This window comes from Pseudomonas sp. FFPRI_1 (assembly GCF_055384485.1).
The window spans coordinates 267,688-287,224 of the sequence record NZ_AP029168.1 but is presented as its reverse complement, the minus strand read 5'-3'; the positions used below and the strand labels follow the sequence as shown (position 1 = coordinate 287,224).

At 63.3% G+C, this 19,537-nt stretch carries 23 protein-coding genes; 8 read left to right on the top strand and 15 right to left on the bottom strand.

The annotated features are described in order from the left end of the window. Positions 1-18 precede the first annotated feature (18 nt). From ACZ5BO_RS01355 to ACZ5BO_RS01345, 3 genes are all read right to left on the bottom strand, one after another. On the bottom strand, positions 19-1,551 hold the full coding sequence (locus ACZ5BO_RS01355) for a SulP family inorganic anion transporter (RefSeq protein WP_464697861.1): 1,533 nt from the start codon (positions 1,549-1,551) through the stop codon (positions 19-21). A gap of 147 nt (positions 1,552-1,698) precedes the next feature. Then, entirely contained in the window at positions 1,699-2,433 is a 735-nt protein-coding gene (locus ACZ5BO_RS01350) for a carbonic anhydrase (protein WP_025132070.1), read from the bottom strand. A gap of 243 nt (positions 2,434-2,676) precedes the next feature. Continuing rightward, a complete protein-coding gene (locus ACZ5BO_RS01345; RefSeq protein WP_464697858.1) occupies positions 2,677-3,735 on the bottom strand; it encodes a PA0069 family radical SAM protein in 1,059 nt (352 codons plus the stop codon). 192 nt (positions 3,736-3,927) lie between these two features. Here ACZ5BO_RS01345 and ACZ5BO_RS01340 point away from each other — a divergent pair, with 192 nt between their 5' ends. Next, a complete protein-coding gene (locus tag ACZ5BO_RS01340) occupies positions 3,928-4,284 on the top strand; it encodes a hypothetical protein (protein ID WP_464697856.1) in 357 nt (118 codons plus the stop codon). A gap of 45 nt (positions 4,285-4,329) precedes the next feature. Here ACZ5BO_RS01340 and ACZ5BO_RS01335 read toward each other — a convergent pair whose 3' ends face one another. From ACZ5BO_RS01335 to ACZ5BO_RS01325, 3 genes are read right to left on the bottom strand one after another with little or no spacing between them, the layout of a single operon-like run. Next, positions 4,330-5,634, bottom strand: a complete 1,305-nt coding sequence (locus tag ACZ5BO_RS01335) for a c-type cytochrome (RefSeq protein ID WP_464697854.1) — start codon at positions 5,632-5,634, stop codon at positions 4,330-4,332. A 12-nt stretch (positions 5,635-5,646) separates the two neighbouring features. Further along, entirely contained in the window at positions 5,647-7,431 is a 1,785-nt protein-coding gene (locus ACZ5BO_RS01330) for a GMC family oxidoreductase (RefSeq protein WP_025132074.1), read from the bottom strand. Positions 7,432-7,433: 2 nt separating this feature from the next. Next, positions 7,434-8,180 carry a gluconate 2-dehydrogenase subunit 3 family protein gene (locus tag ACZ5BO_RS01325; RefSeq protein ID WP_464697852.1) on the bottom strand — a complete coding sequence of 249 codons (747 nt, stop codon included), beginning with the start codon at positions 8,178-8,180 and terminating at the stop codon, positions 7,434-7,436. 295 nt (positions 8,181-8,475) lie between these two features. On the opposite strand from ACZ5BO_RS01325, the gene ACZ5BO_RS01320 reads away from it, so the two are divergent. Then, the gene (locus tag ACZ5BO_RS01320; RefSeq protein WP_025132076.1) at positions 8,476-9,135 is read left to right on the top strand and encodes a phosphatase domain-containing protein; all 660 of its coding nucleotides are present in this window, start codon (positions 8,476-8,478) and stop codon (positions 9,133-9,135) included. A gap of 123 nt (positions 9,136-9,258) precedes the next feature. On the opposite strand, the gene ACZ5BO_RS01315 is transcribed toward ACZ5BO_RS01320, so the two are convergent. The 3 genes from ACZ5BO_RS01315 to ACZ5BO_RS01305 form a co-directional block, all read right to left on the bottom strand. Beyond that, a complete protein-coding gene (locus ACZ5BO_RS01315; RefSeq protein ID WP_025132077.1) occupies positions 9,259-9,537 on the bottom strand; it encodes a YheV family putative zinc ribbon protein in 279 nt (92 codons plus the stop codon). Next, entirely contained in the window at positions 9,534-11,585 is a 2,052-nt protein-coding gene (gene prlC / locus ACZ5BO_RS01310) for an oligopeptidase A (RefSeq protein WP_025132078.1), read from the bottom strand. The genes ACZ5BO_RS01315 and prlC overlap by 4 nt, the downstream gene beginning before the upstream one ends. Before the next feature lie 82 nt (positions 11,586-11,667). Further along, positions 11,668-11,856, bottom strand: a complete 189-nt coding sequence (locus tag ACZ5BO_RS01305) for a hypothetical protein (protein ID WP_081818741.1) — start codon at positions 11,854-11,856, stop codon at positions 11,668-11,670. A 167-nt stretch (positions 11,857-12,023) separates the two neighbouring features. Between ACZ5BO_RS01305 and ACZ5BO_RS01300 the strand changes: the two genes are divergently transcribed. Continuing rightward, positions 12,024-12,572 carry a gamma carbonic anhydrase family protein gene (locus ACZ5BO_RS01300; RefSeq protein ID WP_029978793.1) on the top strand — a complete coding sequence of 183 codons (549 nt, stop codon included), beginning with the start codon at positions 12,024-12,026 and terminating at the stop codon, positions 12,570-12,572. A 28-nt stretch (positions 12,573-12,600) separates the two neighbouring features. Further along, complete coding sequence (locus ACZ5BO_RS01295; protein ID WP_464697848.1) at positions 12,601-13,254, top strand: HAD family hydrolase; 654 nt, start codon at positions 12,601-12,603, stop codon at positions 13,252-13,254. A 44-nt stretch (positions 13,255-13,298) separates the two neighbouring features. Here the strand turns inward: ACZ5BO_RS01295 and ACZ5BO_RS01290 are convergent, their stop codons facing one another. Next, the gene (locus ACZ5BO_RS01290; protein ID WP_464697846.1) at positions 13,299-14,372 is read right to left on the bottom strand and encodes an aminopeptidase; all 1,074 of its coding nucleotides are present in this window, start codon (positions 14,370-14,372) and stop codon (positions 13,299-13,301) included. A 59-nt stretch (positions 14,373-14,431) separates the two neighbouring features. Here ACZ5BO_RS01290 and ACZ5BO_RS01285 point away from each other — a divergent pair, with 59 nt between their 5' ends. Both ACZ5BO_RS01285 and ACZ5BO_RS01280 read left to right on the top strand, forming a co-directional pair. Then, positions 14,432-14,845 carry a PA0061/PA0062 family lipoprotein gene (locus tag ACZ5BO_RS01285; protein WP_464697844.1) on the top strand — a complete coding sequence of 138 codons (414 nt, stop codon included), beginning with the start codon at positions 14,432-14,434 and terminating at the stop codon, positions 14,843-14,845. Positions 14,846-14,887: 42 nt separating this feature from the next. Further along, entirely contained in the window at positions 14,888-15,307 is a 420-nt protein-coding gene (locus tag ACZ5BO_RS01280) for a PA0061/PA0062 family lipoprotein (RefSeq protein WP_464697842.1), read from the top strand. A gap of 6 nt (positions 15,308-15,313) precedes the next feature. Here ACZ5BO_RS01280 and ACZ5BO_RS01275 read toward each other — a convergent pair whose 3' ends face one another. After that, positions 15,314-15,547: a DUF1161 domain-containing protein gene (locus ACZ5BO_RS01275; RefSeq protein WP_025132084.1), complete on the bottom strand. Its 234-nt coding sequence runs from the start codon at positions 15,545-15,547 to the stop codon at positions 15,314-15,316. Between the two features lie 176 nt (positions 15,548-15,723). After that, positions 15,724-16,155 carry an OsmC family protein gene (locus ACZ5BO_RS01270; RefSeq protein ID WP_025132085.1) on the bottom strand — a complete coding sequence of 144 codons (432 nt, stop codon included), beginning with the start codon at positions 16,153-16,155 and terminating at the stop codon, positions 15,724-15,726. Positions 16,156-16,394: 239 nt separating this feature from the next. Between ACZ5BO_RS01270 and ACZ5BO_RS01265 the strand changes: the two genes are divergently transcribed. Then, positions 16,395-17,396 (top strand): LLM class flavin-dependent oxidoreductase, encoded by a 1,002-nt coding sequence (locus tag ACZ5BO_RS01265; protein ID WP_464697839.1) that lies wholly within the window; start codon positions 16,395-16,397, stop codon positions 17,394-17,396. Positions 17,397-17,492: 96 nt separating this feature from the next. Here ACZ5BO_RS01265 and ACZ5BO_RS01260 read toward each other — a convergent pair whose 3' ends face one another. Together ACZ5BO_RS01260 and ACZ5BO_RS01255 are read right to left on the bottom strand one after the other, a co-directional pair. After that, complete coding sequence (locus ACZ5BO_RS01260; protein WP_025132087.1) at positions 17,493-17,717, bottom strand: DUF1161 domain-containing protein; 225 nt, start codon at positions 17,715-17,717, stop codon at positions 17,493-17,495. A 134-nt stretch (positions 17,718-17,851) separates the two neighbouring features. Further along, positions 17,852-18,067, bottom strand: coding sequence for a dodecin (locus ACZ5BO_RS01255; RefSeq protein WP_011058429.1), 216 nt, complete (start codon positions 18,065-18,067; stop codon positions 17,852-17,854). A 159-nt stretch (positions 18,068-18,226) separates the two neighbouring features. Here ACZ5BO_RS01255 and ACZ5BO_RS01250 point away from each other — a divergent pair, with 159 nt between their 5' ends. Beyond that, entirely contained in the window at positions 18,227-18,553 is a 327-nt protein-coding gene (locus tag ACZ5BO_RS01250; RefSeq protein ID WP_025132088.1) for an ElaB/YgaM/YqjD family protein, read from the top strand. On the opposite strand, the gene ACZ5BO_RS01245 is transcribed toward ACZ5BO_RS01250, so the two are convergent. Continuing rightward, the gene (locus ACZ5BO_RS01245; RefSeq protein ID WP_025132089.1) at positions 18,550-19,443 is read right to left on the bottom strand and encodes a LysR family transcriptional regulator; all 894 of its coding nucleotides are present in this window, start codon (positions 19,441-19,443) and stop codon (positions 18,550-18,552) included. The two genes, ACZ5BO_RS01250 and ACZ5BO_RS01245, sit on opposite strands and share 4 nt — an antisense overlap. Positions 19,444-19,537: the final 94 nt, after the last annotated feature.

The following is a 19,537-nucleotide window of genomic DNA, read 5'->3' as shown; positions in this document are numbered from 1 at the left end:
CAGCGCCCCGCCCCCCGCTCAACCTCTGACCGCCGCTGCCACTCCACTGGTCGTGCTCAGGCGCCCCTCCAGGCGACGCTTCAGCCCCCGTGCCTCGATCACCAACCGTGATCCCTTGGCCCCGTTGGCCCGACTCCATTCCTCCAGCAACTCCAGGCAGGCATGGTCGATGTAGCTGAGATTATTGAGGGGCACATGCACCGTCGTGGCTGCCGGGACAGTCGCCAGCACCCGCGTCAGGGCCGGTACCTTGAGAAAGGTCGCCGCCCCCGCCAGACGCAATTCCATCTCACCGTCATCCGGCAGATCAACCAGGCTGATCTTCAGGCGCGCCGCCTTGAATGCCAGCTTGGCCAGGGTCAGGGCAAAGCCGATCAGCACCCCGGTCAGCAGATCACTGAAGACAATCGCCAGGCCAGTCACCGCATAGGTCAGCATCGGCATCCGCCCGTATCGCCCCAGGCCGCGAAACACCTTCAGGTCCACCAGCTTGAAGCCGGTGTAGACCAGCACCCCCGCCAGGCTCGCCACTGGAATGCGCTGCAGCACGCTGGACAGCAACAGCACGAAACCCAAGAGCCACAGGCCATGGAAAATCGTCGAATAGCGGGTCTGAGCCCCGGCCTGGACGTTGGCCGAGCTGCGCACGATGACCCCGGTCATCGGCAAGGCGCCCAGCAAGCCACAGAGCATGTTGCCGATGCCCTGGGCCGACAGTTCACGGTCGAAATCCGAGCGCGGGCCACTGTGCATACGATCCACCGCCGCGGCGGACAGCAGGGTCTCGGCGCTGGCGATAAAGGCCACGGCGAACGCCGCAATCAACAGGTTGGGATCCGCCAGGTTGAGCAGGTCGCTGGGGCGCAGCCAGTCGATCGCCTCGGCCAGGTTGGCCGGCACCTCGACCCGCTTCACCGGCAGTGCCAGGACCAGGCTGGCCAGGGTTGCCAGCCCCACCCCCAGCAAGGCCCCGGGGATGAACCGCAGCGACCGGGGCCGCCAGCGCTCCCAGCCCCACATCACGGCGATGGTCCCAAGCCCCAGCAGCCCGGCCTGCCAGCCGAGGCTGGGCATAGCCTTGGCCAACGCCTGGGGGAAACCGATAAGGTTGTCCAGCCCGGACGCCTGGGGCGTGGCATCGAGCATCACATGCACCTGGGACAGCACGATCAACACACCGATCCCCGCCAACATGCCGTAGACCACCGCTGGTGCCGTGACCCGGAACCAGCACCCCAGGCGCAGGCGTCCGGCGAGCAATTGCAGCAGCCCCGCCAGCAGCAGGATCGGCCCGAGCATGGCCACGCCGTGCTGGCGCACCAGTTCGAACACCAGTACCGCCAGACCGGCGGCCGGGCCACTGACCTGCAGCGGCGACCCCGCCAGCCATCCCACCACCAGGCCACCGATGATCCCGGTGATCAGGCCCTTGGCCGGTGGCAGGCCCGAGGCGATGGCAATCCCCATGCACAGGGGCAAGGCCACCAGAAACACCACCACCGAAGCCAGCAGCTCCCGTGGCAGGACACTTTTAAGCTGTGCTGCACGCATGACCGTTCTCCCGACACTTTCTTCAAGGCGTGGCAAAGCCGGACCGCACGAACGACGGTCCTGGCAACAGCCACACAGGGATTCAGGTTCTGTGGGAAAACCGGCCGCTCTTCACTCGGCGGGTTTTCAAACAGAATCCAGGAGGTTTCAGAAGCGCGCTTTGGGCGTCGCTACGGGAATCGGATGGGTGCCATCCAGGGGCAGGAAGCATCCCCGGTCCGCATCGTAGGCCTTGATCGAGCTGGTCTCGATGTCATAGACCCAGCCATGGATGAACAGTTGGCCGTTGGCCATGCGCGAGGCCACGGAAGGGTGGGTGCGCAGGTGCTGCAACTGGGCGATGACGTTCTCTTCGGTCAGCACGTGCATGCTCGAGGATTCGTCGGCGCAATCGCAGTTCTCGTGGACCATGGTCCGGGCCACTTCGGCATGGCGCAGCCAGGCCTTGACCGTGGGCATCTTCTCCAGGCTCTGCGGGTTGAGCACCGCGCGCATGGCGCCGCAGTCCGAGTGTCCGCACACGATGATGTGATGAACCCCGAGGGCCAGCACCGCGTACTCGATCGCGGTGGACACACCGCCGTTCATCTGCCCGTAGGGCGGCACCACGTTGCCCACGTTGCGGGTCACGAACAGGTCGCCGGGGGAGCTTTGGGTAATGAGTTCGGGAACGATGCGCGAGTCGGCGCAGGCAATGAACATCGCCCGGGGCCGCTGGGCGGTAGCAAGTTTCTTGAACAGCTCTTCCTGCTGCGGGAAGACCTCATGATGAAAATGCAAAAAGCCGTCAACGATATGGCGCAGCGCTGCATCGGCGGTTTCGGCAACCTCGGTGGGTGCGGGAGCCGACGCAGCCAACGGCTGTTTATCCTTGTCACTCATGATTCAGCCTCTCTGTCGGATTTGGTGAATTTTCCAGAAATATCCGGCACGACGCCAGCGATCGATTAAAAAACCACCGTCCCGCTGACGGCGACCCATGGGTCACTCGATGAACAAGGTAGCCCTAAAAACTTAACTCAAACTGAATGGAAGGCTCTAGAACGCCACTATGGGCAATGGCAAAAGGCGACCAGGGTACCCCGGGAAACCTACGCCCACTACTCAACGATAGGCCAATGCCGCTCACAGCAACGACATCTGCCCGCCCGGCGGGCAGAAGGCCGAGCAATCGAGGTCGAAGCCCTCGCGCCGGTTGAGCCCCAGGCGCTTGAGCGCCTTGGCGAAACGCTGGGCCAGCAAGTCGGCGAAGGGCCCCTCACCGCGCATGCGGGCACCGAAGCGGCTGTCGTAGAGCTCACCGCCACGGCTCTGGCGGATCAGGCTGAGCACATGGGCAGCCCGTTGCGGGTAATGCACCGCCAGCCACTCCTCGAACAGCGGCGCCACTTCCAGGGGCAGCCGCAGCATCATGTAGGCCGCACTTTGCGCGCCCGCGGCATGGGCCTCGCCCAGCAGGCTTTCCAGCTCGCTGTCGTTGATCATCGGGATCATCGGCGAACACAGCACGCCCACCGGAATGCCGGCCTCGCGCATCACCCGGATCGCCCGTAATCGGGCCTTGGGCGCCGCAGCCCGGGGTTCGAGAATGCGTTTGAGCTCATCGTCCAGGGTGGTCAGGCTGATCATCACCGCCACCAAGCGCTGCCGCGCCAGTTCGCTCAGCAGGTCGAGGTCGCGCAGGATCAGCGAGCCCTTGGTGACGATGGTCACCGGGTGCCGATAGCGCAGCAGCACCTCCAGGGTGCGCCGAGTGAGTTTCTGCTCACGCTCGATGGGTTGGTAGGGATCGGTATTGGACCCCAGGTTGATCGGTGCGCAGCGATAACCGGGCTTGGACAGTTGCTGCTCCAGCAAGGCTGCGGTGTTGCTCTTGGCGATCAGCTTGGTTTCGAAATCCAGCCCCGGTGACATATCCCAATAGGCGTGGCTGGGCCGCGCGTAGCAGTAGATGCAACCATGCTCGCAGCCGCGATAGGGATTGATCGAACGGTCAAAGGGCAGGTCCGGCGAACTGTTGCGGGTGATGATCGACTTGGCGGTTTCAAAGCGCACTTCGGTGCCCTGGGTCAGCGGCACTTCCTGGTACCAGCCGTCATCCTCGGCCACCGAGCGGTTGGGGGCGAAGCGGTTGTGCGGATTGCTCGCGGTGCCGCGACCACGAGGAGGCAGGGGGCTGAACATGAGGGCGCTCCATTGCTGTATGCACATACAGTAATGGAGTCGGATTTGTCTGACCAGCACCGCCGGACCGAAACCCAGCCCTGTAAGTGAAGGCTCCCCGCACGATGCAGGCCGCACCTTCGCCGGCAAGCCGGCTCCTACAGTTTTGTGCCGTTAGGGTATAAGGCAGGCTCAAAGAACAGGAGCACAAGCATGCCCAGGACACCCGGCACGCTGGAAAAGATCTTCTACGCGGCAGACGCCTACCTCCCGAGCTACGAACAAGGCGCCGACCTGATCATCGTCAGGGCACCGGATGGCCAGCTCTGGGGCCTGGCCTGCGAGTTCGACCTGTGCACCCAGGACATCGAGAAGGCCGCGGTGAGCGACCATCAGCCCTTCGATGCAGCGGACCCGAAGTTCGCCGAGGTGTGCTGGAGCGCCTACCACGATGGCATCGGCCTGCTGCCCGCAAGCTGGGAGGACCTGACGAACGCCGGGCTGGCGCACTGCATCGCCGGCTATCAGCTGGAAAGCCGCCTGGGCATCCAGCGCTTCAGCCAGGGCTGAACAGCCATCCCGGGCCGGCGCCCACAGCGGGCGCCGGCCTTGGGGTCAGTGGCTGGTGACCTGCCCCAGGTCATCGTTGGAGGTGCTCTGCAGGTCGCCATTGCGCAGCGCCGCCACGTCCCCGGGCTTCACCGCCGACGCCTGGTTGCCCCAGCTGCTGCGGATGAAGTTGACCACGTCGGCCACCTCCTGGTCCGACAGGCGCCAGGCGAACGCCGGCATGGTGAAGGTCGAAGGCGCGCTGTGAGTGGCCGGCAAGGTGCCCCCCTTGAGCACGATGTGGATCAGCGAGGTGGCATCCGCCGATTGCAGCACCGGGTTGCCCGCCAGCGCCGGGAACACCCGAGTGTAGCCGTGGCCATCGGTGCGGTGGCAGGCCGCGCAGTTGTCGATGTACACCGCCGCGCCCGGCTTGCTGTCGTCACCGTTCCACAGGGCTTGAGCCACTTGCTGGTCGTACTGGTGCGGCTGGTCCTTGGGGTCATTGGCCGGCAGGGACTTGAGGTAGCGGGCAATCGCCGTCAGGTCGGCCTCGGTCATGTACTGCATGCTGTGCACCACCACATCGCTCATGCCGCCGAACACCGCGCTGCGATCGCTGCGGCCGGTCTTGAGAAACTGCACCAGTTGCTCTTCGCTCCAGCTGCCCAGGCCATCCTTGTGATCGCCACGCAGGCTCTTGGCGATCCAGCCCTCCAGCGGCGCGCTGCCAGACAGGAAGTCGCTGCCATCGCTGGCGCTCAGGGCCTTCTCCTGCATGGTCAGGGCCCGTGGCGTGTGGCAGGCGCCGCAGTGGCCCAGGCCCTCCACCAGGTAGGCACCGCGGCTGATCACCGGGTCGCTGCCGGCCACGAGCGCCGGGGTCGCCACGCTCGGGGCGAACATCCAGCGCCAGATGGATAACGGCCAGCGCATGCTCAGGGGCCAGGGAATGTCACTGTCCTGGTTGTCCCGGGCCACCGGTGCCACGCCCTTCATGAAGTAGGCATACAACGCCTGCATGTCGGCGTCGCTGACTCGGGCGTAGGAAGGAAACGGCATGGCCGGGTACAGGGTACTGCCGCCCTTGGCCACGCCATGGCGCACGGCCTGGTCGAAGTCTTCGAAGCTGTAGCCGCCGATGCCGCTCTTGTCCGGGGTGATGTTGGTGGAGTAGATCACGCCGATGGGGGTCTCCATCGGCAGCCCGCCGGCGAACGGCTTGCCGTCCTTGGCGGTATGGCAGGCTACGCAGTCACCGGCGCGGGCCAGGTATTCGCCCTGTTTCACCAGGGCCTGCTGATCCGCTTCGGCAGCATTGACGGATGCGCTGCCCAGCAGCGCCAGGGTGGCGATAACGAGTGCTTTCATGGTCATCGCTCCTTATGCCTGAACCAGCGGGCCGGGGTTTTTCAGGTACTGCTCGCGGATCGCCCGGGCCGACCAGTAGGTCAACGCTGCCACCAGGCCGGTGGGGTTGTAGCCCAGGCCCTGAGGGAAGGCTGAAGCCCCGGGAACGAAGACGTTGTGCACGTCCCAGCTTTGCAGGTAGCGGTTCAGGGCGCTGGTCTTGGGATCAGTGCCCATGATCGCGCCGCCGTTCAAGTGGGTGGTCTGGTAGGACGCGGTGTTGAAGTGCTCACCGACCTTCTTGCCCAGCAGGGCAATGGCCTTGGGGTTCATCGCCTCGGCGATCTTGCCCATCTTCTCGACCATGAAGCGGTTCATCTTGATGTCGTTGTCCTGCCAGTCGAAGGTCATCCGCAGCAGGGGCAAGCCGTAGGCATCGCGGTACACCGGGTCCAGGTCCAGGTAGTTGCCCCGGTAGGACTGATGCGCACCGTGGGCGTCCATCGACACCTGGTGGGTGTAGTAGTCGGCGGTGGCTTTCTTCCAGGCACTGCCCCAGGCCGGGGTGCCCGGCGGGTTCGAGGTGCCAGCGATGGGCCGGCTGCCGGCCTGGTTGACCCACATCGGCGAGCCGCCGACAAAGCCGTGGGGGCCGTGGTCGAAGTTGTCGGCGTTGAAGTCGTCCACCGCCACGCCGTTGCCGCCGGCGCCGATGAAGTTGTTGGTGTGCACGTCCTTGTCGAAGTAGGCCTTGATGGTGGCCATGTTCTGGTAGGCGAAGTTCTTGCCCACCACGCCTTCGCCGGTGATCGGGTCGTAGGGCTTGCCGATGCCCGACAGCAGCATCAGGCGCACGTTGTGGAACTGGAAGGCACCGAGGATCACCAGGTCCGCCGGCTGCTCGATCTCCCGGCCCTGGCCGTCGACGTAGGTGACGCCGGTAGCGCGGGTCTTGCTGCTGTCGAGGTTGACCTTGAGTACGTGGGAGTTGGGCCGCAGCTCGAAGTTCGGCAACGGCTTGAGGGCCGGCAGAATATTCACGTTGGGCGAGGCCTTGGAATACATGTAGCAGACGTAGCCGCTGCAGAAACCGCAGAAGTTGCACGGCCCCATCTGCGCACCGTAGGGATTGGTGTAAGGCCCCGAGGTATTGGCCGAAGGCAGGTTGTAAGGCTTGTAGCCCACCTCATTGGCCGCTTTCTGAAACAGCTGTGCGGAATAGGTGTTCTTCTGCGACTCCAGCGGGAAGTGGTCCGAGCGATCCGGCGCATAAGGGTTGCCGCCCTTGCCATCGCCCACCAGTTGGCCCTTCACGGTCCAGGCCTGGCCCGAGGTGCCGAAGACTTTTTCCGCGTAGTCGAAGAACGGTTCCAGCTCTTCATAGCTGACGCCGAAGTCCTGGATGGTCATGTCCTTGGGGATGAAGTGCTTGCCGTAGCGTTCTTCGTAGTGGCTGCGCATGCGCAGCTCGATGGGGTCGACCCGAAAGTGCACCCCGGACCAGTGCAGGCCGGCGCCGCCCACGCCATTGCCCGGCAGGAAAGCGCCCAACTGCCGGTTGGGCAGGGCCACGTCATTGACGCTGTGGCGGATGGTCACCGTCTCCTTGGAGACGTCCTGGAAGAGTTTCTTGCGTACGCTGTAGGTGAGCTCGTCGATCACCTGGGGGTAGTTGCCGTCGGGGTAGGTGTCCTGCATCGGCCCGCGCTCCAGCGCCAGCACGTTGAGCCCGGCCTCGGTCAGCTCCTTGGCCATGATCGCGCCGGTCCAGCCGAAACCGACGATCACTGCGTCGACCTTCTTCATTACCGTTGCCATGCTCAAGCCCTCTCGCCGCGAATCGAAACTGCCGGGAAGGGGTATTGCTCGTTGCGCTCCACCCAATCCATGAAGTCGGCGCGGGCGCCGGGAAAGCCGATCAGGGTCCAGCCCACCAGGCCTTTATTGCCCCCGTGGATCGGATCGCTGAAGAAGCCTTCTTTGGTGTTCTGCAACAGCAGATTGAAAAAAAGCTTGGCCGGGACCGCGTCTAACTGCGGGGTTCCGGCCTCCAGTTGCTTGAGCAAATCGTCTCGGGTAGCGCTGTCTTGCGCGGCAAATGTTTGCCCCTTGAGGTCTTTGCACCAGGCATCCGTGGCGGCAATGCCCAGGCGATAGATGTCCTTGGGCACCAGTTTGCTCTGCCAGCCCATCTCCGGTGCCGCATCGGCCTTGAACGGGCCTTGCATGTACCACAGGGCACCGGCGGCGTAGGGGGTGTTCATCTGCCGGTCGATGTATTCCGGCACGCCGGCTTCCAGGGCGCCCGGGCCCATTTCGTCGGCCGGGATCAGGCGTTCCACTGCGGCCTTGATGAAGGCCCATTCTTCGGCGGTGAAATAGCTCGGCTCGTAGCCCTGGCTGCTGCCGGCGGGCTGCTTGGCCGGCGTGGCAGCGGCGGCCGTTTCAGGTGCAGCCGCCAGCAGGGAGCCGCCCAGGCCGGTGCTGGCGACGGTGACCACGGGGATCAAGGTCAGGGATTTACGCAAGAACTCACGCCGCGGGTTGTCTCGATCTTGATCAGACATGGGTGCACCTCATCAGGCATTGATGGATTGGTCAGCCGCGTCATGGCGCGACTTTATGTTTGGGCAACGCAAAAAGGCCGGGAAGGCCCCCGGCTTTATGAACACATCAGCAAACTTTAGTTACAAATGGTAGCAGGCTAAGCATCCAGATGAATCGTTTCAGGCTGAAAAAAGATCAGAAAGCGCCGTAAAAAGCGGATCAGCTTCACGATTCTTTGACAGAGGGCTCACGGGGCTTTGACCCCTGAAAACCGATACTGCGCGGCATTGAATCCCCTCATCGGTGATCCCCCGCATGTCGAGCATCCGTTTCATCCCAGCCCTTTGCCTGTCGTTGCTGGCGCTGCTGGCCGGGCCACAGGCAAACGCCGCCGAGGCGCCCTCCAGCCGCCCGGAGCAATGGGCGCAATCGGTGGAAAAGCAGTACAACCTGTACCAGATGTCGCCGACCCTGTACCGCAGCGCCCTGCCGGACAAAGGCGCCGTGCCGCTGCTGCAACAGCTCAAGGTGGGGACGGTGATCAACTTCCTGCCGGAGTCCGATGCGAACTGGCTGTCGACCCCGGGCATCAACCTGGTGCAGCTGCCTTATCGCACCAACCATGTGGACGACGCGGACGTGCTCAAGGCCTTGCGCGCAATCCAGAGCGCCGAGGCCCAGGGCCCGGTGCTGATGCACTGCAAGCATGGCTCGGACCGCACCGGCCTGATGTCGGCCATGTACCGGGTGGTGATCCAGGGCTGGAGCAAAGAAGATGCGCTGAATGAAATGACCCAGGGCGGGTTTGGCGACAGTTCCCACTTCAAGGACGGCATTCGCTACATGATGCAGGCCGATGTCGACAAACTGCGCACTGCACTGGCCAATGGCGATTGCAGCACCAGCGTTTTCGCCACCTGTTCGGTGAAGAGCTGGTTCGAGACGGTGAGCGCGACCAAGCCGCTGAGCAACTGAACGACGTACCCTCTGTCGAAGCGAGCCTGCTCGCAAAAACGCACGGGGTGAAAGAAGGAAGGGTGGCGAATCGCTTCGCCGGCAGGCCGGCTCCTGGAGGGGAGCCGGCTTTTTACTGCGTGGTCAGTCAGTGGTTTTCTTCAACTTGGGGTTGGGGAAAAACTGCACCGATTGCACCTTGATGTCCGCCACCTTGGGTGCCGGGCTGTTAACCCGGGTCCCGAGTTCCTTGGGCACGGACAGCCCCTGCTCGTTGAGCGTGTCGGAATAACCACAGACCACGCACTCGCGATGAGGCACGCCGTCCTCACTCCACATCATCAGCTTGTCCTGCTCACTGCACGCCGGGCAGACCGCCCCGGCGATAAAGCGTTTCTTGGTCTTCACGGGTACTTCACTCATGCTGCCGCGTCCTCGCTGAGGCCGCTGTGGCGCAAGAGTGCGTCAATCGACGGCGCCCGTCCGCGAAAATCGACGAACAGCACCATGGGCTCCTGGGAACCGCCACGGGCCAGGATCGCCTCGCGAAAAGCCCGCCCGGTGGCCGGGTTGAGCACGCCGTCTTCCTCGAACCTGGAGAAGGCGTCGGCCGACAGCACTTCCGCCCACTTGTAGCTGTAGTAACCCGCGGCATAACCGCCAGCGAAGATGTGCGCAAAGCTGTTGGGGAAGCGGTTGTAGGCCGGCGGGCGCATCACCGAGACTTCGTCGCGCACGGTTTCCAGCACCTGCAGCACGCTGCGGCCGTCGCCATGGGTGGCGTGCAGCTCGAAATCGAACAGCGAGAATTCCAGCTGGCGCACCATCATCAGGCCCGACTGGAAGTTCTTCGCCGCCAGCATCTTCTGCAGCAGGTCCTGGGGCAGTGGATGACCGGTCTCGTAATGGCCGGAAATCAGCGCCAGGCCCTCGGGTTCCCAGCACCAGTTCTCCATGAACTGGCTCGGCAGCTCGACGGCGTCCCAGGCCACGCCATTGATCCCGGACACGCCGGCATGCTCGACCCGGGTCAGCAGGTGATGCAGGCCGTGGCCGAACTCGTGGAACAGGGTGGTGACTTCGTCGTGGGTCAACAGGGCAGGCTTGCCGCTGTCGGCCGGGGTGAAGTTGCACACCAGGTTGGCCACCGGGCTCTGCAATACGCCGTCAATGGTGCGGCGACGGTCACGGGCACCATCCATCCAGGCACCACCGCGCTTGTTGGAACGGGCATACAGGTCGAAGAAGAAGCGGCCGACGTGCTGGCCGTTTTCCTTGATTTCGAACAGGCGTACATCCGGGTGCCAGCTGTCGAAGCCTTTCTGCTCGGCAATCTCGATGCCGTACAGGCGCTGGACAATGGCAAACAGCCCGCCCAGCACCTTGTCGATCGGGAAGTAGGCGCGCAGAGCTTCCTGAGACACGCTGTAGCGCTGTTCACGCAGCTTCTCGCCATAAAAGCCGCTGTCCCAGCTTTGCAGGTCGGCGCAGCCCTGTTCGGCGGCATAGGCCTTGAGCTGCTCCAGGTCCCGGGCAGCGAACGGCTTGCTGCGCTGGGCCAGGTCCCGCAGGAAACTCAGCACCTGATCGCTGGATTCGGCCATCTTGGTCGCCAGGCTCAGTTCGGAGAAGCTGGCAAAGCCCAGGAGCCGGGCCAGTTCCTGACGCAGGTCGAGGATTTCTTCCATCACCGGGCCGTTGTCGTTCTGACCGGCATTGGGGCCCTGGTCAGACGCCCGCGTGCAGTAGGCGGCATAGACTTCTTCACGCAGGGCACGGTCCTGGGCGTAGGTCATCACGGCGTAGTAGCTGGGGAACTCCAGGGTGATCAGCCAGCCTTCCAGGTCCTTGGCCTGGGCCGCGGCGGCCATCTGCGCCTTGGCCGAATCGGTCAGGCCGGCCAGAGCCGCTTCGTCGGTGATGTGCTTGGTCCAGGCCTGGGTGGCGTCCAGCAGCTGGTTGGAGAAACGGCTGCCCAGTTCGGACAGCTTCATCTGGATTTCGCCATAACGCTGCTGCTGGTCCGCCGGCAGGTCGATGCCGGACAGACGGAAGTCGCGCAGGGTGTGCTCGAGGATGGTCTTTTGCGCCACATCGAACCCTGCGGCCTCGGGGCTGGCGGCCAGGGCCTCGTAGGCCTTGAAGAGTTCGCGGTTCTGGCCCTGCTCGGTCCAGTACTCGGACAGCATGGGCAGGCAAGCCTCGTAGGCGCTGCGCAGTTCGGCGCTGTTGCACACGGCGTTCAGGTGGCTCACCGGGCTCCAGGCGCGCCCAAGGCGGGCGCCCAACTCGTCCAGCGCCAGCACCAGGCCCTGCCAGGTCGGCGTGCCTTGCTGCTGTTCCAGCAGCTTGGCGATGGCGGCGCGGTTGTCGGCGAGCAGGGTCTCGATGGCAGGCTGGACGTGCTCGGGACGAATGGCGGAGTAGGGCGGCAGGTCGAAGTCCTGCAGGAGGGGATTGCTGGAGCTCAAGGCATTCACCTGTAGATTGCGTCTGGGTAGAGGTTTATAGAGCAACAAGAAACAGAGAGGGGGCGCAAGCCCCCTCCGGAAATTATTTTCGTCTCCTGTTCATATGCCAGGAGCCGTTCTTGGGCATTCCGCTGATGCCTTTGGCGATCTTCTGAATCTGTCCACCACGATGAAGATAGACCGCTACATGAGCAGCGATGGATTCACGGGTTTCAACAGCCGCTTTATTTCCTGCCTTGCTCGCAGAGGATCTGATGCGCAAGGTAGTCATAAACACACTCCTTTTCCAGAGACGGCCAGCCAGTATGCCAGATTATTGACACCTTGGCCAAAGAAGGCGGTTAATCCTGGTAAATCATGTATTTTCGACGCTTTTAGCGGGTCGATGGCGACCATCTTAAATTACAATCGGCGCGGCATGCAGCCACAGGAATCTCTATGACAGCGATAAGAAAATACCAGGGCATGACGCCAAGACTGGGTGAACGGGCGTTCGTCGACCACTCGGCAGTGGTCATCGGCGACGTCGAGATCGGTGCCGACAGCTCGGTCTGGCCCCTGACCGTGATCCGTGGCGACATGCACCGCATCCGCATCGGCGCGCGCACCAGCGTGCAGGATGCCAGCGTGCTGCACATCACCCACGCCGGCCCCTTCAATCCCGAAGGCTTTCCGCTGCTGATCGGCGATGACGTGACCATCGCCCACAAGGTCATGCTTCACGGCTGCAGCATCGGCAGTCGGGTGCTGATCGGCATGGGCAGCATCGTCATGGACGGCGCCGTGGTGGAAGACGAGGTGATCGTCGGCGCCGGCAGCCTGGTGCCGCCGGGCAAGCGCCTGGAAAGCGGCTTCCTCTATGTCGGCAGCCCGGTGAAACAGGTACGCCCATTGAATGACAAGGAGCGCGCCTTCTTCACCTACAGCGCCGCCAACTACGTGAAACTCAAGGACCTGCATCTGGCCGAAGGCTACGACCGGTCCTGACCATCCGCTGCACTGCCCGGGAATTTCCATGCATTACCAAACCGTACTGTTCGACCTCGATGGCACCCTGACCGACCCACGCGAGGGCATCACCCGCTCGATCCAGTTCGCCCTTGGCAAACTGGGCATCGACGAGCCGGACCTGAGCAAACTGGAACACTTCATCGGCCCGCCGCTGCTCCAGGCCTTCATGCAGTTCTACGGCTTCGACGAAGCCCGGGCCTGGGAGGCGGTGAACTTCTACCGCGAACGCTTCAAGGTCACCGGCCTCTACGAGAATCGCGTCTTCGAGGGCGTCATACCGCTGCTCGAAACCCTTGGCGGGCAAGGACGCCAGCTGTATATCGCCACCTCGAAGCCCTGGGTGTTCGCCCGCGAGATCGCCCGCCACTTCGACTTCGCCCGACACTTCAAGGTGATCTACGGCAGCGAACTGGACGGTACCCGCACCGACAAAGTGCAGCTGATCGCCCATTTGCTGGAGCAGGAGAAGCTCGACCCGGCCAATACCCTGATGATCGGCGATCGCAAGCACGACCTGATCGGCGCCCGGCGCAACGGGCTGGATGCGGCAGCCGTGGGCTATGGCTTCGGCAGTCGTGAGGAGTTGAGTGCCGAGGCTCCGGCCTATCACTTCGAAACCCTGGACGAGTTGCACCAGGCGTTCCTGCGCCAAGCGTGATGATGACCCTGGCGGCAGGCAGCCCCCGCCGCCAGGGTTCCCTCCTACGGCGCCAAGCGTTGCAAGGCAGCCTTGCGCTCCGAGGCCGGCAACTTGCCCAGTTTCTCCACCGCCCCATAGAACGCCGGCCAATTCCCTTGCTCCTGCTTGAACAGCGCGGCAAACGCCGGCACCCACTGGTCATAGAGGCCAAAGGGCAGCAACCGGGCGTTGTTCAGCGGCAGGTTGATCCAGGCGTCATAGCGCTTGGAGCCGGCCCACTGGCTGTCTCGCAGCTGCCGATAATCCCGGCGCAGGCGCTCGAATTCCTGCGCCTTGCGCTGGCGCATCTGCGCGGCGGGCAAAGGCTGGGCATACAACTGCTCCAGACGCTTGCGGGCATCGAGCAACAGTTGGATGAACTGGTCTCGCTGGCGCACCTCGGCATCGTCCGTCGGCGGCAGGGCGCGATACGCTCGCCACTGCCGCGTGCCTTCCTGCTCGACAAAGGTGGCGAAGGACTCATTGAATTCGGTGTCGTCCTTCACATAGAAGCGCTGGTGCGCCAGCTCGTGAAAGATCAGGGTCGCCAGGCGCTCGTCGCCCCAGTGCATCATCGAGCTGATGATCGGGTCGTCGAACCAGCCCAGGGTCGAATAGGCCTCCACACCGCCAATCGCCACGTCCATGCCGTCCAGCTGCTGCAGCGCCGCCTCGCCCCGGGCTGCGCCCTGGCTGTAATAGCCGCGATAGGCCACGCAACCGGCAATGGGAAAGCAGTGGGTCTGCGGGCTCAGGGAAAACTCCGGGGTGGCGAACACGTTCCACACCACGTAAGGCCGGCCGATATCGACGTACAGCCGGTAGCTGTTGTTGTCCGGCAGGTGCAGGTGCTGGCTGGCAAAGGCCCGGGCCCGCTGCGACTGGGCCAGATGGGCGCGCAGGGTCGGGTCGCGGCTGGGGTCGGCAACCACCTGGGCCACCGGTATCCGGGCCCGCAACAGCTGCAGCTGGCCACCGGCCAACTGGCTGTAATAAGCGGCGCTGCTGCAACCGTTGAGCAGCAAAAGTATCAGTGCCGGAAACAAAAAGCGCAAAAGAGGATCAAGTACCCCATGGCTTGAACACGGCCTATTCAAATCGAATCATCCAGAGAGAGTCTGCCCGCAAGACTATCTCGCCTGCCTGGAGTTTCGCCATGCGCGTGTTGCTGCTGACCACCGGACTCTTGACCCTCGCCGGCTGCGCCGGGCTGCCCGACCCCGACCCGGCCCAAGCCTGGATCGACCTCGCGCCTCGCCAGGACACCCACCTGCAAGCCCTGGAGGTGGACGCCAGAAGCACCCAGGACCCACGCTACTTTCAGGTACCGCCCGGCACCCATGAGTTGACCCTGCGTTACCAGTTCGCGGTGCAGCCGGGCAATATCGGCCCGGACGCCGAGCCCCTGTGGCGCGACTGCCAGTTGAATGTGAAATTCAACGATTTCAGCGCCGGCCAGCGCTATCAGGTGCAGGCCGGCAATATCGGTTTTCACCCCTGGGCCAGGCTCTACGACCAGCAGCACACCCTGCTTGGCAAAGCCCAGCCGGCAGGCTGCCAGCGCAGCTGATCAGCGCTATGCTGAGGGCCTTGCGTTCATTTGGTCCTCTTCATGCGCCCAGCACTGCTGATCCTCGCCCTCACCACCCTCAGCGCCTGCAGCACGCCGTTACCCGGCGTTGATCCGCAACAGGCCTGGATCGACCTCGCCACACCGACCCCGGGAGGCAAGCTGGTGATGGCCGAGCGCCTGGACAACCAGCGCCTGAGGGACGGCCGGTTCTTCCAGGTCAGCCCCGGCAGCCACGAGCTGATGGTGCGTTTCGATTTCGAAGTGTTCGGTGGTGGCATGGGCATGACCACCGACCCACAGGAACGGCTGTGCTACCTGAGCCTGCGCTACGACCATTTCGAGGCCGGCCAGCGCTATCGCCTGGAAGCACGCAACCTGGCGTTCACCCCCAGCGCCCGGCTGTACAACGCCAAGCGCGAGATCGTCGCCGAGGAGCGCATGATCAACTGCGTGCCTTGATCGGTTTCAGCGGTCGTTCTTCTGGTAGATGATCTTCTTCGTGCCGTTTTCACAGCTGCCGACCACCATGTTGTTGTCGTGGACTTCGTCGTTGGTGACGATTTCCAGGGTGTAGGAGGCAACGCCCTGGGCCTGGATCTTGGCTTCGATCTCGGCCTTGAGTTCCTCGCAGGGCTTGGGGGCGGCCAGGGCCGATGTGGCCAGCGCGCAACTAACAACCGCCAAGGCTAAACGTTTCATGATCTCAAGCTCCCTTGCGGCGGCGCGCACGAACATGCGCTGAAGCCGCCATGGCGTATTCGACCACATTTGCCGGAAACGAGTTCTGATCTGTCGCACAGACTGCAAACACCGCCTTCACCGGTCAGCCCGCCCCTGTAACTCCGCAAAGGCTGCCGACCGGCAAGGCTGGCGCCTCAACCCAGCAAGGTCGCGTCCAGGCTGATCTTGGCATTGAGCACCTTGGACACCGGACAACCTTCCTTGGCCTTCTTGCTCAGCTCATCGAACTGCTGCTGGCTGGCACCGGGGATCTTGGCCTTGAGCGTCAGGTGCACCGCGGTAATCGCGAAGCCACCCTCCACCTGGTCCAGGGTGACCTCTGCCTGGGTGTCGATGCTCTGGGCCGTGAGTCCCGCCTCGCCGAGAATCATCGACAGCGCCATGGAGAAGCAGCCCGCGTGGGCGGCACCGATCAGCTCCTCGGGGTTGGTCCCCTTGCCGCCTTCGAAACGCGCCTTGAAGCCGTAGGGCGCTTCGCGCAGTACGCCGGTCTCGGTCGAGATCGAGCCGATGCCGGTTTTCAGGTCACCTTGCCAATGGGCCGAGGCCTTCTTTTTGATGCTCATCGCTTTCTCCTCACGAACCGGTGCGAAGGTTCGCACCGCGCTGGTTTCTGTTGCCTAAGGGTTCTGAGGATAGATCCGATGGCAAAGTTCAGCCGTTGTCGCCGACGCCCGTTTACCCGACAAATTTACTCTGGCTATTGAAACTCGGGTATATGCCCACATTGCATAGATCTGACTCACAGACTTCGGCAGGTTTTGGCCCATGACAAAAGCCTGCGCCCCCAAGGAGAAGCAGACTTATGAAACCGCTGTCCGCTGTTAAATACTCGACCCTGGACCTGGTGCCCGTGCGTGAAAACGGCAGCCCGGCGCAGTCCCTGCACAACTCCCTGGACCTCGCGCAGCATGTGGAGAAACTTGGCTACACGCGTTTCTGGGTCGCCGAGCACCACAACATGGACGGTATCGCCAGCTCCGCCACTTCGGTGCTGATCGGCTATCTGGCCGGTGGTACTTCGACCATTCGCGTCGGTTCCGGCGGAGTGATGCTGCCCAACCACGCGCCCCTGGTGATTGCCGAACAGTTCGGCACCCTGGAAAGCCTCTACCCGGGACGCATCGATCTGGGTCTGGGCCGTGCGCCGGGCTCGGACCAGATGACCGCCCGTGCCCTGCGCCGCGAGCGCTCCGGCAGCGCCGACGATTTCCCCGAGGACGTCGCCGAACTGATGGCCTACCTGGGCCCGCGCACCCCGGATCAACGGGTGATCGCTATGCCGGGCACCGGTACCAACGTGCCGATATGGCTATTGGGCTCCAGCCTGTTCAGCGCACAACTGGCCGGGGAACGAGGCTTGCCTTACGCCTTCGCCTCGCATTTCGCACCGCGCTACATGCACGAGGCAATTCGCGTCTACCGCAACCACTTCAAGCCGTCAGCAGTGCTCGACAAGCCCTACGTGATGCTCGGCGTGCCGCTGGTGGCGGCCGATACCGACGAACAGGCCGACTACCTGGCGACCTCGGTGTACCAGCGGATCCTGGCCCTGATGCGTGGCCAGAGCCTGGTCCAGCGCAAGCCGGTGCAGAGCATGGACGGCCTGTGGCTGCCCCATGAAAAGGACGCCGTCTCGAGCTTCCTCGGACTGGCGATGATTGGCAGCCCGGCGAAGATTCGCGCCAAGCTGGAGGTGCTGATCGAGCAGACCGGAGCCGATGAGCTGATCTTTACCTGCGATTTGTACGAACACGCCGACCGCCTGCACGCCTACCAGTTGCTGTCGCAGGTGATGAAGGGCTGAGGTCCGAGCGGTCCTCGCAAGCGGGCGCCGACGGTTTTGCAGGCACAAAAAAGCCGACGCTTGGGCGTCGGCTTTTCAATGGGCATCTACAAGGGCTCAACCACGCTTGTAGACAATCTCCTTGGTTCCGGCTTCGCAAGAGCCGACCACCTTGCCATCCGCCGCCGCGCCCTTGTCCACCACTTCCAGCGAGTAGTGCTTGGCGCCATTGGCGTCGATCTTGGCGGCGATCTCGCTCTTGAGCTCTTCGCAGGGCTTGCCAGCGGCAAGGGCAGTTCCCGCAAGGCTCAACAAAGCTGCTGCTATTACTAGTTTTTTCATCGGTCACATTCCCTGGTCGGATCAAAAGAGGCGGCGTTGGCGCCCGCCAGACAGAGGCTCAAGACAGTTGTAGCGCTTTGCCATTTCCTATGGCACTCGGCCAGCGCACAAGTTCCAGAGCCTAGCTCAAGCCTTCAACTATTGGCAATCCGGAAGCCGACCTTAAGGGTGACCTGGAAATGCGCAGCCTTGCCGTCCTTGATATGGCCCCGGGTTTCGGTCACTTCGAACCACTCCAGGTGCTTGATGCTCTTGTGCGCCTCGGCCAGCGCGTTGTTGATCGCATCTTCGATGCTGTTCGGCGACGAACCCACCAGTTCGACTTTTTTGTAGGTGTGATGATCAGTCATGGCACTCTCCTTTTTTAGCTGTGAATTACAGCCTAGCAGTGATTGTTCTTATTACTCGGAGTGCCCTCACCCCCACCCGGGTTCAGATTTTCTGCACTTTCCCAACCCTGCGCAGTCGGAACCTACACACGCCACTCATCACCCTGCAGGAGAGCCGACATGGCCAACACCTCGTTACGCAAAGCCTCGCTGGAAAGTATGGAATCCGAGATCGCCAGCCTGCTCAAGTCACTGGAAAGCCTCAAGGACGACGCCTCTGACGAGTCGCGCAAAACCCTCAAGGCGCTCAAGGGCAACGCCGAAAACGCGCTGAAGCATTCCCGCAGCCTGCTCAGCGATGCCTATGAAGAGGTCAAGGTGAAAACCCGCGAGACCGGGATCGCCACCCGTGACTATGCCCAGGAACACCCATGGACCACCGCCGGTGTCGCCGTCGGGGCCATTGGCCTGCTGGCCGCCTACCTGCTGTGCAAGCGCAACAACTAAGCCTGCTGGCGCAGTTCTGCCTTCAACCACTGCGCCAACTGCCGAGCGCGCCCGTCCGCGGCGCGCTTGGGTAACCACAGGGCCAGTTGCCCCGGGGTCTCGGAAAATCCCCAGGGCGCCACCAGGCGGCCTGCCTGTAAGTCTTCAGTGACCAAGGGTTGCGGAGCGATCGCTACCCCCAGCCCCGCCACCGCGGCCTCGAGCAAGTAATACAGGTGCTCGAAACCCTGCCCATACTTCAACGCCTCGATACCGATACCATTGTGTCCAGCCCAGCTGGGCCAGGCCTGTGGCCGTGAGGTGGTGTGCAACAGCGGCTCTGCTGCCAGCGCCGTGACCGGTGCCTGGGACAGCCGTGGATAACCGGCATAGCGCGGGCTGAGCACCGGGCCAATACGCTCGCGGGCCAGTTCATAGACCTGCATGTCTGCCGGCCAGGGCGGCTCGGCGAACAGCAGCAAGGCATCCAGGCCCGGTCGCCGGGGGTCCAGATCGCCCTCACCGGCCGAGAGGTGCAGGCGCAGGTCCGGCAGGTCGGCATTCAGCCGCCCCAGGCGCGGAATCAGCCAGCGCGCCAGCAGGCTGCCGGAACAGCCCAGGACAAAGGGCGCCTCGGCACTGCCCTGGGTCAGTTCGGCACAGACATCGCGCACACGCTCGAAAGCTTCAGTGCTGGCGTCCCGCAGGCGCACACCGGCATCTGTGAGTTTAATGCCACGACCATCCTTGACGAAGAGGTTCAGCCCGAGGTGCTCCTCAAGCACCTTCAACTGTCGGCTGATCGCACCGTGGGTCACGTGCAATTGCTCGGCAGCCTGGCTGACGCTGTTCAGTCGGGCAGTGGCTTCGAAGGCCCGCAGGGCATTCAGGGGAGGAAGGTCGCGGCTCATGGAATAGGTGAGTTTTCCTGACAGGTCACGGCGATCTTATCGGTTTTCAGCGTCCGGCGTCAGGGGTAGAGTGGCCTTCATTGCCATTCCATCC